This window comes from Cedecea neteri NBRC 105707 = ATCC 33855, from assembly GCF_001571265.1.
Taxonomy (GTDB): Bacteria; Pseudomonadota; Gammaproteobacteria; order Enterobacterales; family Enterobacteriaceae; genus Cedecea; species Cedecea neteri.
Genome location: NZ_BCTL01000043.1, coordinates 1 through 19,249 on the forward strand (window position 1 = coordinate 1; position 19,249 = coordinate 19,249).

At 55.2% G+C, this 19,249-nt stretch carries 20 protein-coding genes and 1 pseudogene; 3 read left to right on the forward strand and 18 right to left on the reverse strand.

Going from position 1 to position 19,249, the window contains the following annotated elements; translation table 11 throughout:
* Window positions 1-158: 158 nt before the first annotated feature.
* The 18 genes from acpT to CNE01S_RS17995 all read right to left on the reverse strand — a co-directional run bounded on the left by acpT (window position 159) and on the right by CNE01S_RS17995 (window position 14,980).
* Window positions 159-737 carry a 4'-phosphopantetheinyl transferase AcpT gene (gene acpT, locus CNE01S_RS17910; protein ID WP_061277609.1) on the reverse strand — a complete coding sequence of 193 codons (579 nt, stop codon included), beginning with the start codon at window positions 735-737 and terminating at the stop codon, window positions 159-161.
* Window positions 738-739: 2 nt separating this feature from the next.
* Entirely contained in the window at window positions 740-1,969 is a 1,230-nt protein-coding gene (locus CNE01S_RS17915; RefSeq protein ID WP_061277610.1) for a beta-ketoacyl-ACP synthase, read from the reverse strand.
* Window positions 1,966-2,697, reverse strand: a complete 732-nt coding sequence (locus CNE01S_RS17920) for a 3-ketoacyl-ACP reductase FabG2 (protein ID WP_061277611.1) — start codon at window positions 2,695-2,697, stop codon at window positions 1,966-1,968. Before CNE01S_RS17920 ends, CNE01S_RS17915 begins: the two co-directional genes overlap by 4 nt.
* Window positions 2,694-3,170, reverse strand: a complete 477-nt coding sequence (locus tag CNE01S_RS17925; protein ID WP_061277612.1) for a hotdog family protein — start codon at window positions 3,168-3,170, stop codon at window positions 2,694-2,696. The genes CNE01S_RS17920 and CNE01S_RS17925 overlap by 4 nt, the downstream gene beginning before the upstream one ends.
* Window positions 3,167-4,333, reverse strand: a complete 1,167-nt coding sequence (locus tag CNE01S_RS17930) for a beta-ketoacyl-[acyl-carrier-protein] synthase family protein (protein WP_061277613.1) — start codon at window positions 4,331-4,333, stop codon at window positions 3,167-3,169. Before CNE01S_RS17930 ends, CNE01S_RS17925 begins: the two co-directional genes overlap by 4 nt.
* Before the next feature lies 1 nt (window position 4,334).
* Complete coding sequence (locus CNE01S_RS17935) at window positions 4,335-4,907, reverse strand: DUF3261 domain-containing protein (protein ID WP_061277614.1); 573 nt, start codon at window positions 4,905-4,907, stop codon at window positions 4,335-4,337.
* A 115-nt stretch (window positions 4,908-5,022) separates the two neighbouring features.
* Window positions 5,023-7,347, reverse strand: coding sequence for an MMPL family transporter (locus CNE01S_RS17940; RefSeq protein ID WP_061277615.1), 2,325 nt, complete (start codon window positions 7,345-7,347; stop codon window positions 5,023-5,025).
* Window positions 7,316-7,921 carry an outer membrane lipoprotein carrier protein LolA gene (locus CNE01S_RS17945; RefSeq protein WP_061277616.1) on the reverse strand — a complete coding sequence of 202 codons (606 nt, stop codon included), beginning with the start codon at window positions 7,919-7,921 and terminating at the stop codon, window positions 7,316-7,318. Before CNE01S_RS17945 ends, CNE01S_RS17940 begins: the two co-directional genes overlap by 32 nt.
* Entirely contained in the window at window positions 7,918-8,340 is a 423-nt protein-coding gene (locus CNE01S_RS17950; protein ID WP_061277617.1) for an acyl-CoA thioesterase, read from the reverse strand. Before CNE01S_RS17950 ends, CNE01S_RS17945 begins: the two co-directional genes overlap by 4 nt.
* A gap of 3 nt (window positions 8,341-8,343) precedes the next feature.
* The gene (locus tag CNE01S_RS17955) at window positions 8,344-10,023 is read right to left on the reverse strand and encodes a glycosyltransferase family 2 protein (RefSeq protein WP_061277618.1); all 1,680 of its coding nucleotides are present in this window, start codon (window positions 10,021-10,023) and stop codon (window positions 8,344-8,346) included.
* Window positions 10,014-10,367 carry an ApeI family dehydratase gene (locus CNE01S_RS17960; protein ID WP_061277619.1) on the reverse strand — a complete coding sequence of 118 codons (354 nt, stop codon included), beginning with the start codon at window positions 10,365-10,367 and terminating at the stop codon, window positions 10,014-10,016. Before CNE01S_RS17960 ends, CNE01S_RS17955 begins: the two co-directional genes overlap by 10 nt.
* Window positions 10,364-11,707, reverse strand: coding sequence for an AMP-binding protein (locus tag CNE01S_RS17965; RefSeq protein ID WP_061277620.1), 1,344 nt, complete (start codon window positions 11,705-11,707; stop codon window positions 10,364-10,366). Before CNE01S_RS17965 ends, CNE01S_RS17960 begins: the two co-directional genes overlap by 4 nt.
* Window positions 11,704-12,285: a COG4648 family protein gene (locus CNE01S_RS17970; RefSeq protein WP_061277621.1), complete on the reverse strand. Its 582-nt coding sequence runs from the start codon at window positions 12,283-12,285 to the stop codon at window positions 11,704-11,706. Before CNE01S_RS17970 ends, CNE01S_RS17965 begins: the two co-directional genes overlap by 4 nt.
* 2 nt (window positions 12,286-12,287) lie before the next feature.
* Complete coding sequence (locus CNE01S_RS17975; RefSeq protein ID WP_061277622.1) at window positions 12,288-12,539, reverse strand: acyl carrier protein; 252 nt, start codon at window positions 12,537-12,539, stop codon at window positions 12,288-12,290.
* 12 nt (window positions 12,540-12,551) lie between these two features.
* Complete coding sequence (locus tag CNE01S_RS17980) at window positions 12,552-12,809, reverse strand: phosphopantetheine-binding protein (protein ID WP_061277663.1); 258 nt, start codon at window positions 12,807-12,809, stop codon at window positions 12,552-12,554.
* 32 nt (window positions 12,810-12,841) lie between these two features.
* On the reverse strand, window positions 12,842-13,615 hold the full coding sequence (locus CNE01S_RS17985; protein WP_061277623.1) for a lysophospholipid acyltransferase family protein: 774 nt from the start codon (window positions 13,613-13,615) through the stop codon (window positions 12,842-12,844).
* On the reverse strand, window positions 13,612-14,334 hold the full coding sequence (locus CNE01S_RS17990; protein WP_061277624.1) for a beta-ketoacyl synthase chain length factor: 723 nt from the start codon (window positions 14,332-14,334) through the stop codon (window positions 13,612-13,614). Before CNE01S_RS17990 ends, CNE01S_RS17985 begins: the two co-directional genes overlap by 4 nt.
* A 253-nt stretch (window positions 14,335-14,587) precedes the next feature.
* A complete protein-coding gene (locus CNE01S_RS17995; RefSeq protein ID WP_061277664.1) occupies window positions 14,588-14,980 on the reverse strand; it encodes a hypothetical protein in 393 nt (130 codons plus the stop codon).
* Window positions 14,981-15,683: 703 nt separating this feature from the next.
* On the opposite strand from CNE01S_RS17995, the gene wzz(fepE) reads away from it, so the two are divergent.
* From wzz(fepE) to CNE01S_RS18005, 3 genes and pseudogenes are all read left to right on the forward strand, one after another.
* Entirely contained in the window at window positions 15,684-16,799 is a 1,116-nt protein-coding gene (wzz(fepE), locus tag CNE01S_RS18000; RefSeq protein WP_061277625.1) for an LPS O-antigen length regulator Wzz(fepE), read from the forward strand.
* 161 nt (window positions 16,800-16,960) lie between these two features.
* Window positions 16,961-17,173: pseudogene (locus CNE01S_RS25945) on the forward strand (transposase); the annotation flags it as partial.
* Between the two features lie 585 nt (window positions 17,174-17,758).
* Window positions 17,759-18,754 carry an ArdC family protein gene (locus tag CNE01S_RS18005; RefSeq protein ID WP_061277626.1) on the forward strand — a complete coding sequence of 332 codons (996 nt, stop codon included), beginning with the start codon at window positions 17,759-17,761 and terminating at the stop codon, window positions 18,752-18,754.
* Window positions 18,755-19,249 lie beyond the last annotated feature (495 nt).

Consider the following 19,249-nt stretch of genomic DNA (forward strand, 5'->3'; position numbering starts at 1 on the left):
GAACATACGAGCTTACCGGAAGCACGCTGCTATGTGAGTTCTCCGTAGCCTGTAGATCACACGTCATCGCGCTTTTCATATTGCCGGGGAACGCCCAGGCCGGAGGGAGAGAGTTGAGGGGACGTCGGGGGAAAGAAGAAAGGCCAAAAGGCCGCGTTTCAGCTTACCCTTTCAACATCCTGCGGACTGACCTGAAACGCTGTCGGTGTACACACCGCCAGACTTAACCCTTCATGCAGGAAATCACTCAGGTACAGATGCCGCGGCGACGTACTGTCGAAGCGGATTATCTGCCACGCACTGCCGCCGCGTTGCTTAACCATTGCCTCCTTGCGCGTCCAGATCCGCCAGAACGTTTCCAGACGATGCGCCTCGGGCTCCAGCGCAATCACCGTGTGCTCACTGAGGGTGAAGGTTGCCCTGGCAATCTGTCGCCACAGCGGGCGCGGGCGAATGGCTTCGATATCACAGCCCACCGGACCTTCGTCGCTAATCAGTAAGGCAATGTCGTCACCGCTATGGCTTAAGTTGAACCACAGCGCATGGCTGTCGTCGAACCCGGGTTTGCCCTGCTCGCCGTAGCCGATCTCCGGCAGCGGAGAAATGGCGTGACACAGCAGAGCCCGTCCGGCAAGCCAGGCGTTGCGACACTTGCCGCCTGGTGCCTGGTCCGCCAGAACGGGCGGCAGGCTCTTCTGACAAAGCGTGGAAATCTTCCCGAGGAACAGTCTGTACATCGCTACGCCCAGCGTTTAATGACCAGCGAGGTGTTGATCCCGCCGAAGGCAAAGTTGTTGCTCTGCAAAAACTCACAGTCGATGGCCCGGGATGCTCCCATAATGTAGTCGAGGTCGCCACACCGTTCATCAGGGTGTCGCAAGTTTAAGGTTGGTGCAAACCAGCCCTCGCGCATCATTTGCAGACTCATCCAGGCTTCCAGCGCGCCACAGGCACCAAGAGTATGCCCGAAATAACTCTTCAGTGAGGAAACCGGCGTCCGGTTGCCAAACACCACGGCACTCGCCTGACTTTCGGCAATATCACCCCGGTCGGTGGCCGTGCCGTGTGCGGAAATATAACCAATATCGGACGGTGCCAGCCCCGCCTGACGCAACGACTGCTCCATGCAAACCTGCATGGTTTCACGCTGTGGCTGTGTGATGTGGGCGGCATCGCAATTAGTGGCAAAGCCAACAATCTCACCGTAGATTTTCGCCCCGCGCGCCTGAGCGTGCGTCAGTTCTTCCAGCACCAGCGTGCCTGCGCCTTCTCCGATCACCAGCCCGTCACGGCTGGCATCGAACGGGGATGGCGTGGTGGCAGGCTCGTCGTTTCGCTGACTGGTGGCAAACAGTGTGTCAAACACCGCCGCTTCGGAAGGACACAGTTCTTCCGCGCCGCCTGCCACCATCACGGTCTGATAACCGTTGCGAATGGCCTCATACGCATAGCCAATCGCCTGACTGCCGGAGGTGCAGGCGCTGGATGTCGGAATAACGCGCCCGCGCAGGCCGAAGAACAGCCCGGTGTTCACCGCCGTGGTGTGCGGCATCATCTGCACATAAGTGGTACCGGTGATGTTGCTGGTGTGCTTTTCGGTCAGCATGGTGGCAAATTCGCTCACCGGCCCGGTGCTTCCGGTCGAAGAGCCGTAGGCAATTCCGGTTGCGCCGTTGGTCAGAACCGGGTTATCAATCAGCCCGGCCTGCTCGAGCGCCAGTTCGCTGGCGCGGGTGGACATCAGTGACACGCGGCCCATCGCACGCGTGCGTTTGCGTGTGTAATGTGCGGGCAGGGTGAAACCATCAATCGGGGCACCAAGTAGTGTGTGTAGACCCTCATAGATTTGCCACTCCGGCATTTTTCGCACCGCATTCTGATAGCCTCGCAGGCCTTCAGATACCGCTGCCCAGTTTTCGCCAAAGGCGGTCACACCGCCCATGCCGGTGATCACAACGCGACGGATCACAACATGCCTCCATTAACAGAAATCACTTGCCGGGTGACATAGCCTGCAATATCTGACATCAGGTAGCTGGCGAGCCCGGCCACTTCTTCGACATGACCCATACGTTTCATTGGAATAACGCTCATTGCTTCTTTCAGCGCCCTTTCTTCCATAGCGATCATCCCGGTATCGATAAGTCCCGGCGCGATGCAGTTGACGGTGATTTTGCGTTTTGCCAGTTCAATCGCCAGCGCTTTTGTCGCGCCGATAATCCCCGCCTTTGCTGCGCTGTAGTTGACCTGCCCGCGATTGCCCATCAGTCCGGAGACCGAGGACAGCGTGATGATACGGCCGCCTTTGCGGGTTGAGATCATCGGCATTACGCTGGGATGAATGACGTTGTAAAAGCTGTCGAGATTGGTGCGGATAACACTGTCCCAGTTGTCTTCACTGAGTGTGGGAAATGCACCATCGCACGTAATGCCTGCGTTGCTGACCACACCGTACCACGCGCCGTGCCGTTCAATATCGGCCTCCAGCACCTCGCGGCACTGCTCGCGATGGCCGACATCAAATTGCAACAGACGCCCCGTGCCGCCTGCGCGTTCAATGGCCGAAAGCGTATCGCCCGCGCCCCGCTCGTCGCTGTGAAAGTGTACGCCGATGCTGAATCCGTCTGCGGCCAGTTTAAGCGCAATGGCGCGCCCGATACCTTTGCTGGCACCTGTGACCAGTACTGAACGACTCATGATGGCGATCCCTGTTGAAAAAGCGTAGTGAGTTCCTGTGGTCCGGGCTGGAAGGTACTGACCCGTCCGCTCGCGAGTGTTTCACCCTTGTGGGTAATTTCGCACTCAAAGCTGCCAAAACGCTCATCCTGCATCAGCAGCGAAACGGTTATCTCAAGCGTACTGTCGGCCTGAAATTCTCCCGCAGCACATTTCAGCTCGCGCGCGCCGAGTACCATGCCAAGTGATATCGGCGCTTCACCGCGCTGATGGCGATTCCAGCCGGACCATACACCGACGGTCTGCGCCATCAACTCCAGCGCGTACCAACCCGGAAGACAGCCGTTGGCATCAATGAACGGGGCCAGTACGCCGTTGCGATTGACGGTCACCCGGCAAACGGCCTGTTCGTTTGTCACGTTTTCTGTCGTTTCCAGGAGCAGCATTGGGGCGTGGTGAGGCAGATATGCGTCTGGTGTTAAATAGTGGCTCATGCCATTCTCCCCAGCAGAATGCTGACGTTATTCCCGCCAAAGGCGAAGGAGTTGGATAAAATCGTTGGACGTGCGAGCGGCTGCGACTGACGCACAATACCGTTCTCCGGCAGTGCCGGATCAAACGGTGACTGGCTGAAGTCCTGTACGGGTAGCGGCAGTCTCCTCTCAAGGATCAGCATGCTGATGGCCGCTTCAGTGATCCCCGCCGCGCCCAGTGTGTGGCCCGTCAGGTGCTTGGTGGAGCTGCACGGTACGCTGCTGCCGAACAGGTCGTGAATCACTCTTGCTTCTACCCGATCATTCAGCGATGTGGCGGTGCCATGCAGATTGATATAGCCAATTTCGTGGGGATGAAGCCCGGCATCGGCAAGCGCCTGTCGAATGGCGCGAACAGCCCCTTCGCCTTCAGGGTGTGGGGCAGAAATATGATGCGCGTCGCTGGATTCACCCACGCCCAGCAGCGCTATCGACTGCGGTTCGCGGGTCAGCAACATCAGTGCTGCGCCTTCACCGACAGTAATGCCGCAGCGGTCACGGCCAAATGGCTGGCAACGCGTGGTGGACAGTGACTCTAAGCTGTTGAAACCGTTGACAGGCATCCGGCTCAATGTATCGGCCCCGCCGACAATCGCCACGTCGACCAGATCTGCCTCAATCAGACGGCGGCCGCTGATCATTGCACGTGCACTGGAAGAGCAGGCGGTAGAAAGCGTATAGGCCGGGCCGTCGAGCTTCAGCCAGTTACGCAGAAAGCGCGACGGATCGCCCAGTTCCTGCTGCGTGTAACGCCAGTGATGGCTGGCTTCGCCGCGCAGCCTGCGACTGACGTGAATGTCGCCTTCGTCAAGTCCGGAGGTACTGGTGCCCATAATGACCGCCACACGACCACGACCAAAGCGTGCGATAGCCTCCGTGACCTGCGGTTGGATCTGGTCCAGGGCCGCCAGCAGCAGCTGGTTATTGCGGGAACGGTGATTGACAAATTCGTCAGGAATGAACGGTAGTTTACCTTCCACGCCGCCAAGCACCGCGACTTCCCCCTGTAACCAACCCTCACGTGGGCGCATGCCTGGCGCTACGCCAGTGCTCAGGTTGTCGGCAATCTCGTCCAGTGTGCTGCCCAGTGCGTTAACCATTCCGGCGGCGGCAATATAAATCATCTCAGTCACCCAGCGATTGAATAGCGATGCGGTAGTTAAACACGTGCTGCTCAATGCTGATGGGCACGCGTTTGCCTTTGCGTTGCAGGTAGGTTATCTCCTCTACCAGCTTGCTGCTGGCATTGCGTAGTTCGCGTTTATCGCCAGTGTCGGTGAGCGTCCAGCCTTTTGGCAGATACGGTAGCCAGGCGCTGACTGGCCAGTGACTCAGCATCACGTCTGCCAGGACCTGGTTTGCGGGGGGCAGTTGCGGCATCACGATGGATTGCTCAGTATGCATGCCTTTTTCATCGTAGGTGACAAGGAAGAGACGAATGCCTACGGAGGAGAGCCCCGCGAGAGTCAGCGCTTTATTGTCGGCGTTGAGCATCATCAGCAGAGACTGAGTTTTACCGTTCACGCTGCCGGTCAGTAACTGCTGCGCACTGATCTCAGGGGTAATACCCGGCGGAGGCAGTGTCACCTGAGTGCCTGGTTGCAGCCAGGCCTGTGGACGGGTGTTGTCACGCCCCGTGGAGTGGCTGCAGCCCGCCAGAAGCAGCGCGGTGGTGAGCCAGAACAGGCGTTTTATCATTAAAACCTCAATATCTGCTGGGTGAAACGGCGCTTATCCGGCCTGCGCAAACCATCATGGTTAGCAGACCCGCACAGGCGATGCGCCGCCGGGCATGCGGTATCGGCAAGTACTATCATTGTTTGCTTTGCTCTTGTTTGGCCGGCATTGCCAGCGGGGACAGCAAGAAGGCGGTGAAAATCCCGCTGACCAGCACGATGCCAAAACTGCTTATCGCCGGGGTGGTGCTGAAGACCAGCATCCCCAGGGTCAGCAACGTGGTTATCATCGCCAGCCCAATCGCCAGCAGCGAGGTCATCGGCGTACCGCGAGGGTTGCTGAAAAACAGGGTGTAGTTGATGCCAATGCCTAACACCATGACCAGTGCCAGCAGGGAAAACAGGTTTACCGTATGTCCGCTGAATGCCAGTACGGCCAGACTGCAGCCGAGCGACAAGGTTGACGGTACCAGGCTAATGAGTCCTTTGCGCCAACCCAGGCGCACCATTGCGCTCGCAGCGATAACGCCCAGCGCCATGACGAGCAGGGTGGTCAGAATGATGCGATACAGCGAGAACAATGCATCAAACGACGCTTTGCGATCGAACCATGCCACCCCTTTGACCCGTTCAGCGAGAGTTTTCAACATGGCACTGTTTTTCACACCGTCGACAGGGATCAGTACGCCGCTTTTGCCGTCAGATAACGTCAGCCACAGCAGACGCCAGCCTTCGCTTGCCGGGCTTTGCAGCCAGGCGTCGACGGTCACGGGCATTGGGTTAACATCAGGTGAAATCGCTGATAATCCGGCACCAGCGAATGCTTTCGTAATTGCAGGTGTGGCCTGTTTCAGCAGCTGTAAATCCTGCTGCTGGCGTTTCAGCGAATTTAGCGGCAGCGTGTGATAGCTGCTGAAGATGCCTTGTGCGCGAGCCTTATCCAGCGCCGGCGTAAAGGCTTCCAGCCGCTCCAGCGTTTGCTGTGCGTCGGCACCGTATACCACAAACCATTTCTGATCGACGCTCTGCCCGGTGAGCGCGGTGATGTGCTTTTCCTGTGCCAGTAGATGCTGCGGGAGTGCCTGTAGCTGAGAAATATCGTCATCTACATGCAGCGTCACCAACCCGGCCAGCGAGAAAAGCGCCAGCGTCACCGGTAAACCAACTGACAACTTTTTATCGTGACGCCAGGCCGCCAGCCAGCGCAGCATCAGGTGCATCATCGGCACCGGGCGAACCGGCAGGCCACGACACAACCACGGATGCCAGAACACCACGGTCAGACAGGAGGCGCTTAAACCCACGGCGGCAAACACGGCCATCTGACGAATGCCCGGGAATGGCGCGAGCATCATGATCAGATATGCTGCCACAGTCGTCAGCAACGCCAGCAGCAGCGCGTGACGTACTTTGGCCAGGCTTTGCCACGGCGTTGAGGTTGCACCGTGAATCATGCGTTCGGTCAGGTAGTAGAGCGTGTAGTCGGCAGAAATGCCGATGATACTCATGCTCATTACCAGCGTCATCAGATGCAGTTCGCCGAACAGCAGCAGGGTGACCACCGTGCCAGCCAGTGCACCGATGCTGAGAGAAATCAGGCTCAGCATAAGCGGACGTAGTGAGCGGAACACCAGCACAATCAGCAGGATCACGCCCAACACTGTCGCCAGGCCGAGGGTAGAAACGTCATGCTTCGCCTGCTGGCTGGCGAAGTCACTGTAGAACATGGTTCCGCGCGACAGCAGCTGCGCCTGCGGATACTGCGCTTTCAGCTCAGCTTCCAGAGCGTTCAACTGGGTGACCCGCGCATGCGTTTGCTGCATGTCGAACGATGAACCGTTCAGCTCGCCGTGCAGCAAATACCAGTAGTTTCCGGCCCCGTCCCGTGCCACCAGCCAGCCGTCCATCAACTGCAACGTCTGTCCGTTTTGCGCCAGCGCCAGCTGCGAACCGCGCACCAGCATCAGTGGATCGTTTTTCAGTTCGTTGCCACTGACGCCGGAAAACGCCGAATACAGCTGCGATAAAATCCACTGCGCCTGAGCCTCGCCGCCCTGTTGCAGCCGGGCGCGAGTGTCCGGGTCGACAAGTCCGTTACGGTGCATAAAGAAAAACTCACCCCAGCGCTGCTGGCTGCGGGTATCCATCGCACCTTTCACCTTATGCAGCACGCCGGACTGTGTAAGCAGCGTTTGCCAGCGTTGTGCCACGGCCGTATCGGGTCTCTTACCGGGACTGACCATCCACACCAGCTGGTTGTCGAGGCGCTGAATAAAACCGTCGTTCAGAGCAGGCGGAATCGCTCCCAGCGTTTGTGCCGGTAACATCGCCAGAACGCTGCTGTTGAGACGTGCACGCGGCAGAAACAGTATGAGCACCATGAGCAGCGTCACGCACAACGCCAGCCAACCAAAGGCCAGGTACCGGGCGTTAGTGGGCGACAAAGCGCTGATGTTCGTCATCGGTCAGAGTAGCCGGGGTCAGGTGATGTTTTGACAGGGTGATGTCAGTGCGATCACCCTGTTTATCATTAAGCTGGATGGTCTCGAGACAGGTTTTACCCCCTAAATCGATAGAGGTGAAAATCTTGTCCAGAGGGGTGGTGACTGGCGTCAGCTTCAACGTCCAGCGGTCGTTGCCCAGGTCTTTAAAGTCGAGGCGGAAATTCTGCTCCAGCATCTTACGATCCGCCTGGAACAACGCGCGCAGCAGATGGTTGAACTGAAATATCTGCGGATTGTTATCCGCGGTAATGATCTGCGGCGGCTGGTTGTTAATGCTTTGAACCATCCGTGAATCATTGAGCATTAACCTCATCGGGAACGGTGCGGTCTGATCCCACAATAGCCCGGTGCCACGAGCGATCAGCATTTCACCCTGCGAGCGAAGCGGCTGTGGCATGGCCTTGACGGTGCGGATTTGTTCGAAATGTGCACGGATAACCGGTTGTTCAGCAAAACGCTGCTGGAGTCCGTCCAGAGTCACGGCGTGCGCCAGCGGGGCCAGCAGCAGGGCAATGAGCGGCCAGAATTTCATGGTGTCACTCCCATGAGTGCAAATAAAATCGCCGGGCTGACAAAACACAGCGCTTTGGTTTGTTCGTCCACCGCCACCTGAATGGTGTAGCCGGTAGTGGTTCGCTTCCCGGTGGTGGCGTCGAAAATTTCGTAGCCGATGCGCAACCGGTTTTCATACTCTTCGAGCGTGGCCCGCACGCGGATGACCTGCTCGAAGGTCACCACATCCCGGTATTTCACACGTGTGTCCACCACTGGCCAGACGTAGCCGGATTTTTTCATCTGCCGGTAGCCGTAGTCGAACTGGTTGAGCAGCGCCTCACGTGCCATTTCGAAGTAGCGAAAATAGTTGCCGTGCCACACCACCCCCATCATATCGACGTCGTGGAACGGCACGGTGATTTCAACTTCAGTGGTAAAGCGGGGATCATTCAGCACCCCTTACTCCTTATCCGTTGCGTCCGGCAACTGCCAGAAGTCCAAAAAATTAAACCAGTCGAGAGGCGACTGCAGGGCGTAGTGTTCAAGGCGTTGTGCGTAGTGGTCGACGGCGGCCTGTAAGGCCTGCTGACGCTCACTGCGCGGTAGCAGCAGCGGGTCAGCGAAGGGTTCGCAGTGGATGTGCAGTTTGCCCTGCTTTTTGAGGGCGAAAATTATCAGCACCGGACATTTAAGCACCGAGGCCAGAATAAACGGCCCCTGCGGGAATGGTGCAGGTTTGCCCATAAACTCGCTCCAGATAACACGCCAGCCGCCGCCGCGCGGCGGATTGACCGCAATCCGGTCACCGACAATTGCCACCCATTCGCCCTGATCGAGTTTCTCTTTCAGCAGCATCGCGGTATCCGGACCAATGTTCGTCACCGGGATCAGATGGAGGCCTGACTGCGGGGCGTTCTCTGCCATTACCTGCTTAAACCGCCGGGCGTTATCGTTAAACACCAGGGCGTTAATGGTGCGGGTCGACAGTGCCCGGCAGGCTTCCACATCGCCAAGATGTGATGCCAGCAGCAGCTTGCCTCTTGGGGCAGACATATCCAGCGTTTCCTCCGCACCAGGTGCAAACGCGATATCGCGCCCGGGTTGCAGGGCTCCGCCCCAGCTGGCGATTTTATCGAGAATGGCGTGTCCGAAGCGCATGAAATGATAAAAACTGGTAAGGCGCGCAGGCTGGGGCATATTGCGGGCTTCGAGTACTTTCCTGGTTGCCGCAATCCACTGTTGCGACGCGCGGCGCGGTGCGCTGGCGGTAAGCCAGAACACGGCTGTCACCGGCCATAACAGCAGCGAAAACGTGCCCCGACCAAAGGTCTTCCATATCCAAATCATAAGGCGCATGCCCCATAAGCCTTTGGCCTCTGGCTGACATGCCCAGTGCTGCGTGCGTTTACGCCTCAACAGTGAGGGGATGCGCGGCAGCATGCCAAAGAACAGGCGGGTATGCATCCACGCTATTCGCACGTTGTCCCCCAGGGCGTCGAAGTGTGACAGGCCGTCTGGCGGGTAGGTCACTTGCGTGGGCACGAAATAGCTGGTGTTGCCCTGCCAGTAGAGGCGCACCATCACGTCGGTATCGAAATCCATCCGTTTGCCAGGCGTCACACGCGCTGTCAGCTTCAGTGTGGGAGCCACGGGGTAAACGCGAAAGCCGCACATGCTGTCCTGAAGTTGTAAAGAGAGTGTTTCAATCCACACCCAGACGTGGGTAACGTAACGTCCATAGAGACGCGAGCGCGGCACGGAGTCGTCGTAGACGGGTTTGCCGGAGATCAGCGCGTCCGGATGTTTCTGCGCCACAGCCAGCAGGCGAGGAACATCCTCAATCGCATGCTGTCCGTCGGCATCCACCTGGACTGCATGACTGAAACCTCCGCGCTGCGCTTCCTCAATACCGCGGATCACTGCCGCGCCTTTGCCAGTATTCTCCGGCAGACGGACAAGCGTGACGTTATCGTGTTTGGCGGCAAGTTTTTCCAGCGCTACCCGTGTGACTTCCTCGCTGCCATCGTCAACGATAATGCACGGTAGAGCGAATGCAGAAAGACGCGCCAGCACGCTCGCCATCATCGCACCGTGGTTGTAGCAGGGGATCAGAATGCAGGGTGAAAACATTACTGACATAAGCAAATTTTTCCGCTGCTGGCGGTGAGGCGGATGTCGCCGTCATGGCGCAGATAGCTAAAGGTCAGTAGCTGTTTTTCCGCCTGCCAGTTAAGCGTCAGCGTGACGATGGTGTCTGGCAGCAGAGGCGCCTGAAACTTGAGGTTCTGGATACGGTGAAAATGGTAGCCAGGGGCCAGCAGGGGGAGGGCATAGTGCATGACCCAGTCGAGTTGTGCCACGCCCGGCAGCAGGGACTGGACGTCAAAGTGACCCTGGAACCAAAACAGGTCCGGATCCAGATACAGCACAATGGATAACGTCCCTGGCCCGATCAGATGGCGTTCAATTTCACGCGGTTTCATGCAAATAACTCCTGCAATTGCGCGCACACGCGTTTATTCATGCTGTTAACAGGTATTTCATCAACCACCCGCCAGTAACGGGGCACGGCGATCGGATCCAGCAGCGGCAACAACGCCTGATACCACGCTTGCTCCTGCGCTTTTCCATCGGTTTGCAGCCACTGCTGGCGTGCGTTCTCGCTCAGCACCAGTACCACGCCAAGGCGCTGACGACCCCCGCGTAAAACGGGCACTGCGACGGCATCCCTCACGCCCGGCAACGCCATCAGGCGGTGTTCCACTTCGCTCAGCGAAATGCGTTTTTCTTCCATTTTGACAATGCGGCCCCGACGGCCCGTAAGGCGAAAACTGTCATTCATCTGCTCTATGTCATCGTCAAGTAGCAGCCCTTTGGCTTGCGCCAGCAGCGGTGACCGCAAACGCCATTCTTCGCCTTCGGCATGCAGGGTCACGCCCGGAAAAAGCCGCCATGAGGTCTCGTTATTCATACGATGTTGCCAGGCCATAATCCCGGTTTCTGTACTGCCGTAGATTTCATCCGGCCAGACGTTGAACCATCGCTGAGTGTCCTGCACGCTTTTCCACGGTAGCGTATCGCCTGCAGAGAGGATCATGCCCACCGGCGGCGGCGTCAGGTTCTGGTCAAGCCGCTTCAGGAACGCCGGGCTACTGATAAATACGTAGCGGTGCCGGTTGTCCAGCGCACAGAGCTGTTCGATGTAACTGGTCATCGCCGCGTGCAGCGGCATGCCGCAGGCCATTGGCAAAAAGATGCGGAACGTCAGGCCATAAAGGTGCAGCGGTATGACGGAGGCCACCACCCGGCAACCGTCAAAACGCGGGCTGAAGTGGGTGTGCAGCATGCTGGCTTCTTTATCAAGCAGAGCCACGGGTTTGATAATTTGCTTCGGTCGGCCCGTTGAGCCCGAGGTTAACACTTCGACGTAGCAGTCTTCAGCGACAGGTGGTAGCGCGACCTCGCCCTGATGAGCACCCGTGCGAACCACGATTTGTAACCCGTTGTACTTAAGCTCCGTGTCGCTCAGGACGCCATCGAATATTTCCCGTTGTTCGTTCAGCACGGAGGCGCGGCAATGCCCGGGGATCACCGGCACTTTTCCTGCGTGCAAGGCGGCGAGCAGTGCGACAATAAACAGATAGCTGTCCTCGAAACAGATCGCCCAGCGTTGACCGGGCTGTGCCTGTAAAGCCTTTACATGGGCCGCGACGTCGTGGCGCAGTTCGCCAAGTGACCACTGGCGTTCGCCAAGCCAGGCAATGCAGGTGTCGTCAGGCCGCGACAGGCTCAGCCACTGAGCCAGCGGCAGGGGGTGTGTCATGGTTGTTCTCTTTTCATCAAATGTCTGCGAACCCGCCATTCTGCGGCCATCAGTGTACCCATCAGCAGATAGGCTATGACGCCGTTCCACGCGGTCCACAGCTTCATATCGCCGCAAACGGCAGTGAAGAGGGCAATTGCTCCGTTCACGATAAAAAACAGGCACCAGACACGGGTGACCTGCCGGGTATAACGCACGCCTGCCGGGGGCAGTTCGGCCTCACGCAGGCGGGCGATACGCTCGACCAGTGGCATGGCGCTCCACAGTGAACTGCCAAACACGGCAAGCATCACCAGATTGACCACCACCGGATAGAACAGCAGCAACTGGTGTGTTTTCAGTAAGCTACTGGTGACGCAAAGCGCGAGGCCTGCCAGCGTCACCGTCTGCAACACACCCTGCAGCGGTCCTGGCTGGTGACGCATCAGGCACAAACGTGCCAGTAGCAGCAAAGCCATGACGGGAAGCAACCAGTGCAGACCTTTGTAGGCCAGATCAAACCCAAACAGTAGCGGCCAGGCGAGTACCGCCGCCCCCGCCACCTGCCGTATCCACTGCAGCGAGCGTGAACTGTGCACGGTCACTCGCCGTGCAGCAGACGATTTACCGTATTAACCACATCCTGAACGGTGCGGACTGACCTGAATTCGTCTGGCTTAATTTTTTTGCCGGTTTTTTTCTGCAGGTGAACGACCATATCGACGGCGTCGATGCTGTCCAGCTCCAGGTCTTCGTACAGGCGGGATTCAGGTTTGACATTCAGAGGATCGATTTCAAACAGCTTGTGCAGAAGTTCGGTCACTTCCTCATAAAGGGTTTCTTGTGTGGTCATACGAATTCGTCCTCAGGCACGCTGCGTGCTGATAAAGGACGCCAGTGTGGCAACGGAATAGAAATGCTGACGCATCTCTTCGCTTTCCGCGGAAAGCACCACGCCATACCGATCTTTCACCGCCAGCCCCAGCTCCAGCGCATCAATGGAATCCAGGCCTAAACCGTCGCCAAAGAGAGGGGCATGGGTGTCAATTTCATTCGCGGATAACTCCTCAAAATTCAGGGTCTGAATGATGAGATTTTTGAGTTCAAAATAAAGCGTTTGCATCATTAATTCCTGCCATAAAAGGGCGTTCCCGGTCATCTTTCCGGGTTTGTGTTTTGTAATTCAGACAGAAACAACCGGTTGAGCTGGCGGGCTGCCATGGCGGGTTCCTGTGTGTTTGCATCATAAAAATCGGTCATGGCGATGCGATCGCCAACCTTCACTTCAAAGACCGGTTTTACCGGTGGTACGTCGTACCACCGACTCTGTTTATCGAGCATCCGTTCACTGCAATGAATGGTTACCAGGCGGACATCGCTTGCGCACCGCACCGCAATATTCGCCGCACCGCGCTGCAGGGTCATCGGTTCACCGTAGCGGGTTCGAGTGCCTTCCGGGAATATCACAATGGTGTCGCCCTGCGCCAGCCGCCGCTGACTCTCGGGCAGCAGACTGGTGGCCTGACTGTTGATCAGGTAGTCGGCACTGTGGATCACGCCGCTGACAAACGGGTTTTTCAGCAGCCCGCTTTTCACCAGGCAGTCAGTTTCCGGCATCATCGAGGCCAGGAGCACGTAGTCCAGCAGCGACGGATGATTGGCGACAATCAGACAGCCTTGTTCCTGCTGCAAAATGGCTCTGCCGTGAAAGCGGTAATCCAGCACGCCCATCGCTTTAGTGACCCACAGAAAAAATCGGAAGCTCAGCGAAATGCTGCGACGGGCGATGCGACGCCGTTTCGCGGCATCACGTACCACACCTGACAGTATGTTGAATCCGATAAGCGACAGCAGCAGGCCGCCAAGCCCAAACAGCGAGAAGCAAAATCCGGTGGCGAAAATACGCCACAGGCGGTTGAGCAATTTCATACGCGGGACCAGTTCCAACGGGAGACCTCACCTTCGATGGTGAATTCCCGGTCGTCGCGCAAATGGTGGCGCAGAAATGTCAGGCTTTGCGGTAAGCCGCTTTCCCCTGCGTTGCCGCCCGGTGCCGTGGTACATTTCAGGCTATTGTCGGCCTCAAACACCAGCGCTACCGCGTAGGCCCAGTCAGGCATGTCGGGGGGCAGGTCCGGGTGATAAAACGCCGGCACATTACCGTCAAAATCGACCATCAGCACGCACTGGTAACCTGCCTGCAACAGGCTGATGACTTCGCACAGCCCCTGCAGGAAAGTGTCTTTCCCTGCCGAGAGCGACGACGAGACGACGGGATGTTCGGCCACAACAGTCAGATTTCCCACCGCCGAGTTGTGTACGGAGAGTGCGAAATCAGTCGGCGACACAGGCTGACGCGTAGCAAGCGCCTCCAGAATGCGGTAGTTTCGCTCCAGTTCGCCGTGGCGGCTGGTATAGAGCACCGCATCTACAGCATGCTTGCGCAGCATCGACAGACCGCATTCCACCGCCAGCTTGCTACCTGAACTCAGGCGGCGTGCGGTCATCATCGGAAGTGTCGTCAGCTTAGCTTGCGGGGCGTCCGGGTCGATAGTGTTCGCGCTTTGGGCCCAGTCGAGCCACTCGGCGTTATCGCTTAATCCAGGCGCCCGGGCCTGCCAGTCGGTTAGGTTTAATGCAAAGTTCATTGGTGTAAGCCAGGTCTTTCCCTACTCAGAGCAGTAATGTTAAGCCAGTTATTTTTGTGTTATTCATGTGGCAGTATTTCGTTGTCACGGTTTATCCAGCCGGTGTCACCTGCAAAGTGCGGCCTGGTGCATCACATCATGCAATGTTGAAGGCCCCAGGGGGAACTGTTGCGGGGCGAAATCGATAGAAATTCGGTCTTTTCTCGCAGGCTATTACGCACGGTGTCTGGTGACCCGTGCGTGCGACGGTGGATTACAGTTGTGCCCCGGTGGAAAGATTCATCTGAATATCTTTATCGAGGTTATGCACCCAGCGGTTGTAATTCTTATGAATTTTTCCTTCGGCAGCCATCAGATTGACGCTGCTGTCATATTTAATGATGTAGCTGTTGGCAGAATACTGCACAATAATATTGGCACGATGGTCGCGTGCCTGTTGGCGACCGTTAATCACGCCAGGACCAGCATCGTTCATGATCCACTGGCGATTCAGACCCGCCTTCAGAATAGCGGCGCGAACCTGCGTTTCGGTATGCCCGGTGCTGACATTGTTTTGTACGGTTTCAATTGGCGCGGTGCGTGAGACGCAGCCTGCCAGTAAGCCGACGACAATCGCGGAGGAAAACCATTTCATTATCTGTTTCATCAAAAACGTCATCTCCTGTTTTAATTAATGGATTATTAGAACAAGTGAAATCCAAACCAATTATCAACGCCTGAAGAAATAAAGAACATAATCCATGAAGAGTTATCGTAAGGTTAAATTTAGCCATTTTTATTAATTAATTGTTGCAGGCAGTTAGGCGGTCATGGAGAGAATTAGATAATTATTCACAGTCGGCTTTAGTTAGTCAGATAATGGTTTTTATGCGAAGAGAAATAATTTCACTTTCCAGGTCATTTTATTCATGGATTAGCTTCCTGTCGTGTACTGGTGTGACCCATCCCCATTAATACGCGTTTTTCCGGTGAATAAATCAGCCGTATCCGATGTGCCGTGGCACCCCAGGAAGGCCTGCTGGATTACCGTTTATGGGATAGATACCAGACTTTTTCGCCATACTGATTCAGACCCAGGATGCAATTTGGGCGCGATATCTTGCCAGTTCTACGGGTGAAGCCCACGATCTAACTGTGCCTGATTGTGTTTGAGTTGCTGCTCAATTTTTTGCACGGGACCACGCGCTTCGATCCTGACTGAGTCAGGCCCTTCACTGAAAAATCCGAATTGTACCCGAATAGTCATGCGATCCAGCGATCGTCTGCGTTATCCTGAATGGCTATTTATTTCCTGGTTTTCAGTCATTGAGATTCTTAAAAGAATTGCGTAACGTGCGAGATGTTTAATCATGTCCCCTTATAAAGATATTCCGTCGGTAGATCATGTGGCGTTTCTTGAACATGTTAAATCACCATTACACGACATCAACGAAATTGATCTTATAGATTTACTTACTTCACTTTGGCTTGCAAAGAAAAGAGTTATTATCATTATCTTTGTTTGCATGCTGACGGGATGTATGGTGTATTTATTTCAACCCCAAGCCTGGACCAGTAAAGCCATAATTACGCCTGTAGAGTCGACACAACTGGATGAATTACAAGAAACCCTGGCAGATATACAGATCCTTGGTGTTGATTATTCTGTCGATCGGGATGATATGTTTAATTTATTTATTAAAAAGTTTGAGTCACAGCGATTGGTGAATGAATATATTAGGTCAGCACCTGCTTTGGTCGGGAAGCTTGTGGCGGCGGGAAAAAATGCGGACGCTTTTCGTCATACTATCAGCGAGATTGCTGAACAGATGAAAGCATCGAATAATTATACGGGAAAAAATGAGTCTGATCAGCCTTTCCGTTCCTGGACATTAAGTTTTACCGGAGCCCATGCCAGTGATGCACAAGATGTGCTTAGTGGCTATATTGCTTTTATCTCGGATAAAACAGCCAGTCAAATAGTGCGTGGTATTCGTAATGCCCTGGCATTGAAACTTAATACTGAGAGGGAAAAATTGACGTTGGATCGTGTTCAACTACAAAATAGCCACAATTCCAGCATCCTGAGGCTGGGTTATGCACGAAAAATAGCACAGGCAGCTAACATAACAGAGCCTGTCTATGGCAAGGGTCAGATAGTCAGCGACGACCCTGATTTCTCTGTAACCCTCGGGACCAAAGGTATCTCGAGTAAACTTGAAATAGAGAAAACAATCAGCGATTTTACTGAACTTAATCCGGATATTAAAAATCGAGAATATCGGCTAGCCCGGCTTGAAGAGGTTAGTATTAAAAATACCAACATTCCAGTGATTAACTTTCAGCAGTCACCTACGTACCCCATTAAGAAAGATGGCCCCGGTATAGTGGTTTTTTTAATATTGAGTGCGCTGATAGGGGGAATCGCTGGGTGCGCCAGCGTACTTCTTTGTCATGCCATCGCCGTGAAAAAAAGATCTTCCTGACGAAGTAAATGCCAGGCCTTGGCTACTACCTGTATCGGCGGTAGCCACGCCGCTGGCCAGCCAGTGAACTATCAACCGGCGTATCTGGTTTAACAGTGAATTAATCATAAGTGTGACCACGCCATTATGCTGCCGAAAAATGCCGCCTGGCATTCACGTAACACAGTAGGCGGTTGTGTCAGGAATGGATGAGCATGGCAAAAAACGTGGGAATTACACTGCTGAGCAGTGCAGACAGAACGTAACCTAAAAGGCTTTATGGTTATGAATGCCATGAAACATCAGATCTCAAACAGCAACGCAGAATCACTAAACACTAAAATGTGGCTGCAGGGATCAAGTCCAGAGAATACCGGAACAAAGAACGCTTCTAAATCGCAGTGGTGTTCCATTATGGCAGGTTAAACATGGAAATCTGAGTCTCCCACCATGGACGGGGAAGACCCATGTAACACAGTAAAGTCAGTGACAAAGACATACCAAGACAGGGCTGGGTTAAAATGCGCTTGACTCCTTTGTCTTCCATCCGTTTCGGGTGGTCGTCAAGCCACATTACGCTGGCGGTTTCACTGGTGTTAACTCGAGCTACGCCCGTTCTATGTTTCTGGCTACTCGCCAGTGTCTGAGGTATGAAAGCACACCGCTACATCTTGCGCCGGGCTTGATTAAATATGCCCGCCTATTAGCCGGCCCCTAAAGGGGGGTTATTCCATCTTCTGCCACGGCAAATACGATTTCACTTTTGCAGCATAAAGGGCGCTAAGTCCGGCTATGCACATCGTCATTTTCTCCTGTGTTGCCTTTCCTCTTCGTATCAGCTTCCGGTCATCGTCCCCCAACACAACCTGGCCCGCAAGGTAATGCAAAGCCGCTACGCGCCCTTGCTGGCCAGAACGATGCCGGGAGGCCGAACCGTCAGGCGATACGAAGACGAAATTTACACTGACGGAGAAACAACCATGACGATGAACCTGCATACCCAGACAAGCAACCCTAATCCCGCACAGGCGACCAGCGTATCCCCGCTGGAGCAGTCAGGCTCCCCAAAAACGAAATTTTCTAAGGGCAAAACCAAACAAAAAAAAGATGTTTATCAGACTGTCACCGACAGCATTATTGAAGCGCTGGAAATGGGGGTTAAGCCGTGGATGTGTCCGTGGAAACGTAACGGCATGGTGTCGGGTATCCCGTCAAATCTCAGCACCGGTACGGCGTACAGCGGAATAAACATCATGCTGTTTTGGTGCAGTGCTGCAAAGCCGGGCTTTAACGATTCCCGCTGGCTGACCTACAAGCAAGCCCAGGAGCAGGGCGCTCATGTTCGCAAGGGTGAAATCGGCACCACCGGCATTTTTTACAAGATGCTGGAAAAAGAAATCGACGACGGCCAGATCGAAAGGATCCCGATGGTGAAATCTTTCACCGTGTTTAACGTGGAGCAAATCGACGGGCTGAGTCTGGGGGAAGGCGCTGTGCCGCAGGCCGGAGAGGCATTCGATCCTCTGCCGTATGTTGAAACGCTTTTTCAGCGCACCGGAGCGGACATTACCGAGCGTGGTCAGCAGGCATGTTATCGACCGATTACAGATGAAATCTGGCTACCGGAGCGTCATTTATTCGATGATGCCGCAAATTTTTACGCGACGGGATTGCATGAGCTGGTTCACTGGAGCGGGGCCAGAAGCCGCTTAAATCGGGAGAAAGAGGGAAGATTTGGATCAGAAGGGTACGCGTTTGAGGAACTGATCGCTGAGCTGGGGAGCGCCTTTTTGATGGCCGATTTGGGCGTCAGGGGAGAGGTACAACACGGAAGCTATATTGCTTCCTGGTTGAAAGCCCTACGCGGGGATAAGCGCTACATTTTCAAAGCGGCCAGTGCCGCCTCGAAGGCACATTGTTTCCTGATGGCGTATGGAGAGACAAAGGCCTGCATATCAGGGCTTCAAAATGACTGAAGAAGGATGTCAAAATATCACCTTATGAAAATAAGGTGGTATTTTTTATCATGCCACTCGGGCGCCAGCTGTGGTTGGCCAGCGTCCCGTAGTGACGACCAATGAGCATGTATTTCCGGGGTTTCAGGGCAACCAATGGGCTTAAAAATGATTCTTTCCTTAAAAATAAGCAATTTGTCTGGTGGTTTGAGAGCAAAGAAAAGCGGGACAGGGCGCTGACACGACTGAAAGATACCTCCCAGTAAACAGGTATTGTGCGTGATTAAGGTCATCACATTGATGTCATCTTCACAGGCGGCCCGGTGCCCTTCATTATGCCCTCCCAAAATGTCAGCAAGCCTGCAGGTCCAGTGGCAGCAACGGGGGCTCAGTTTTCCACCCCGCCCCGGCAGTGATATTTAAAGAGCGTGTCTCCAATGGGCAGAAAATGGCGAAACGCGATGGGCCGCTTCACTGCCGGGAATACTCTCTCGCCGCCCCTCACCTGGAGTATGA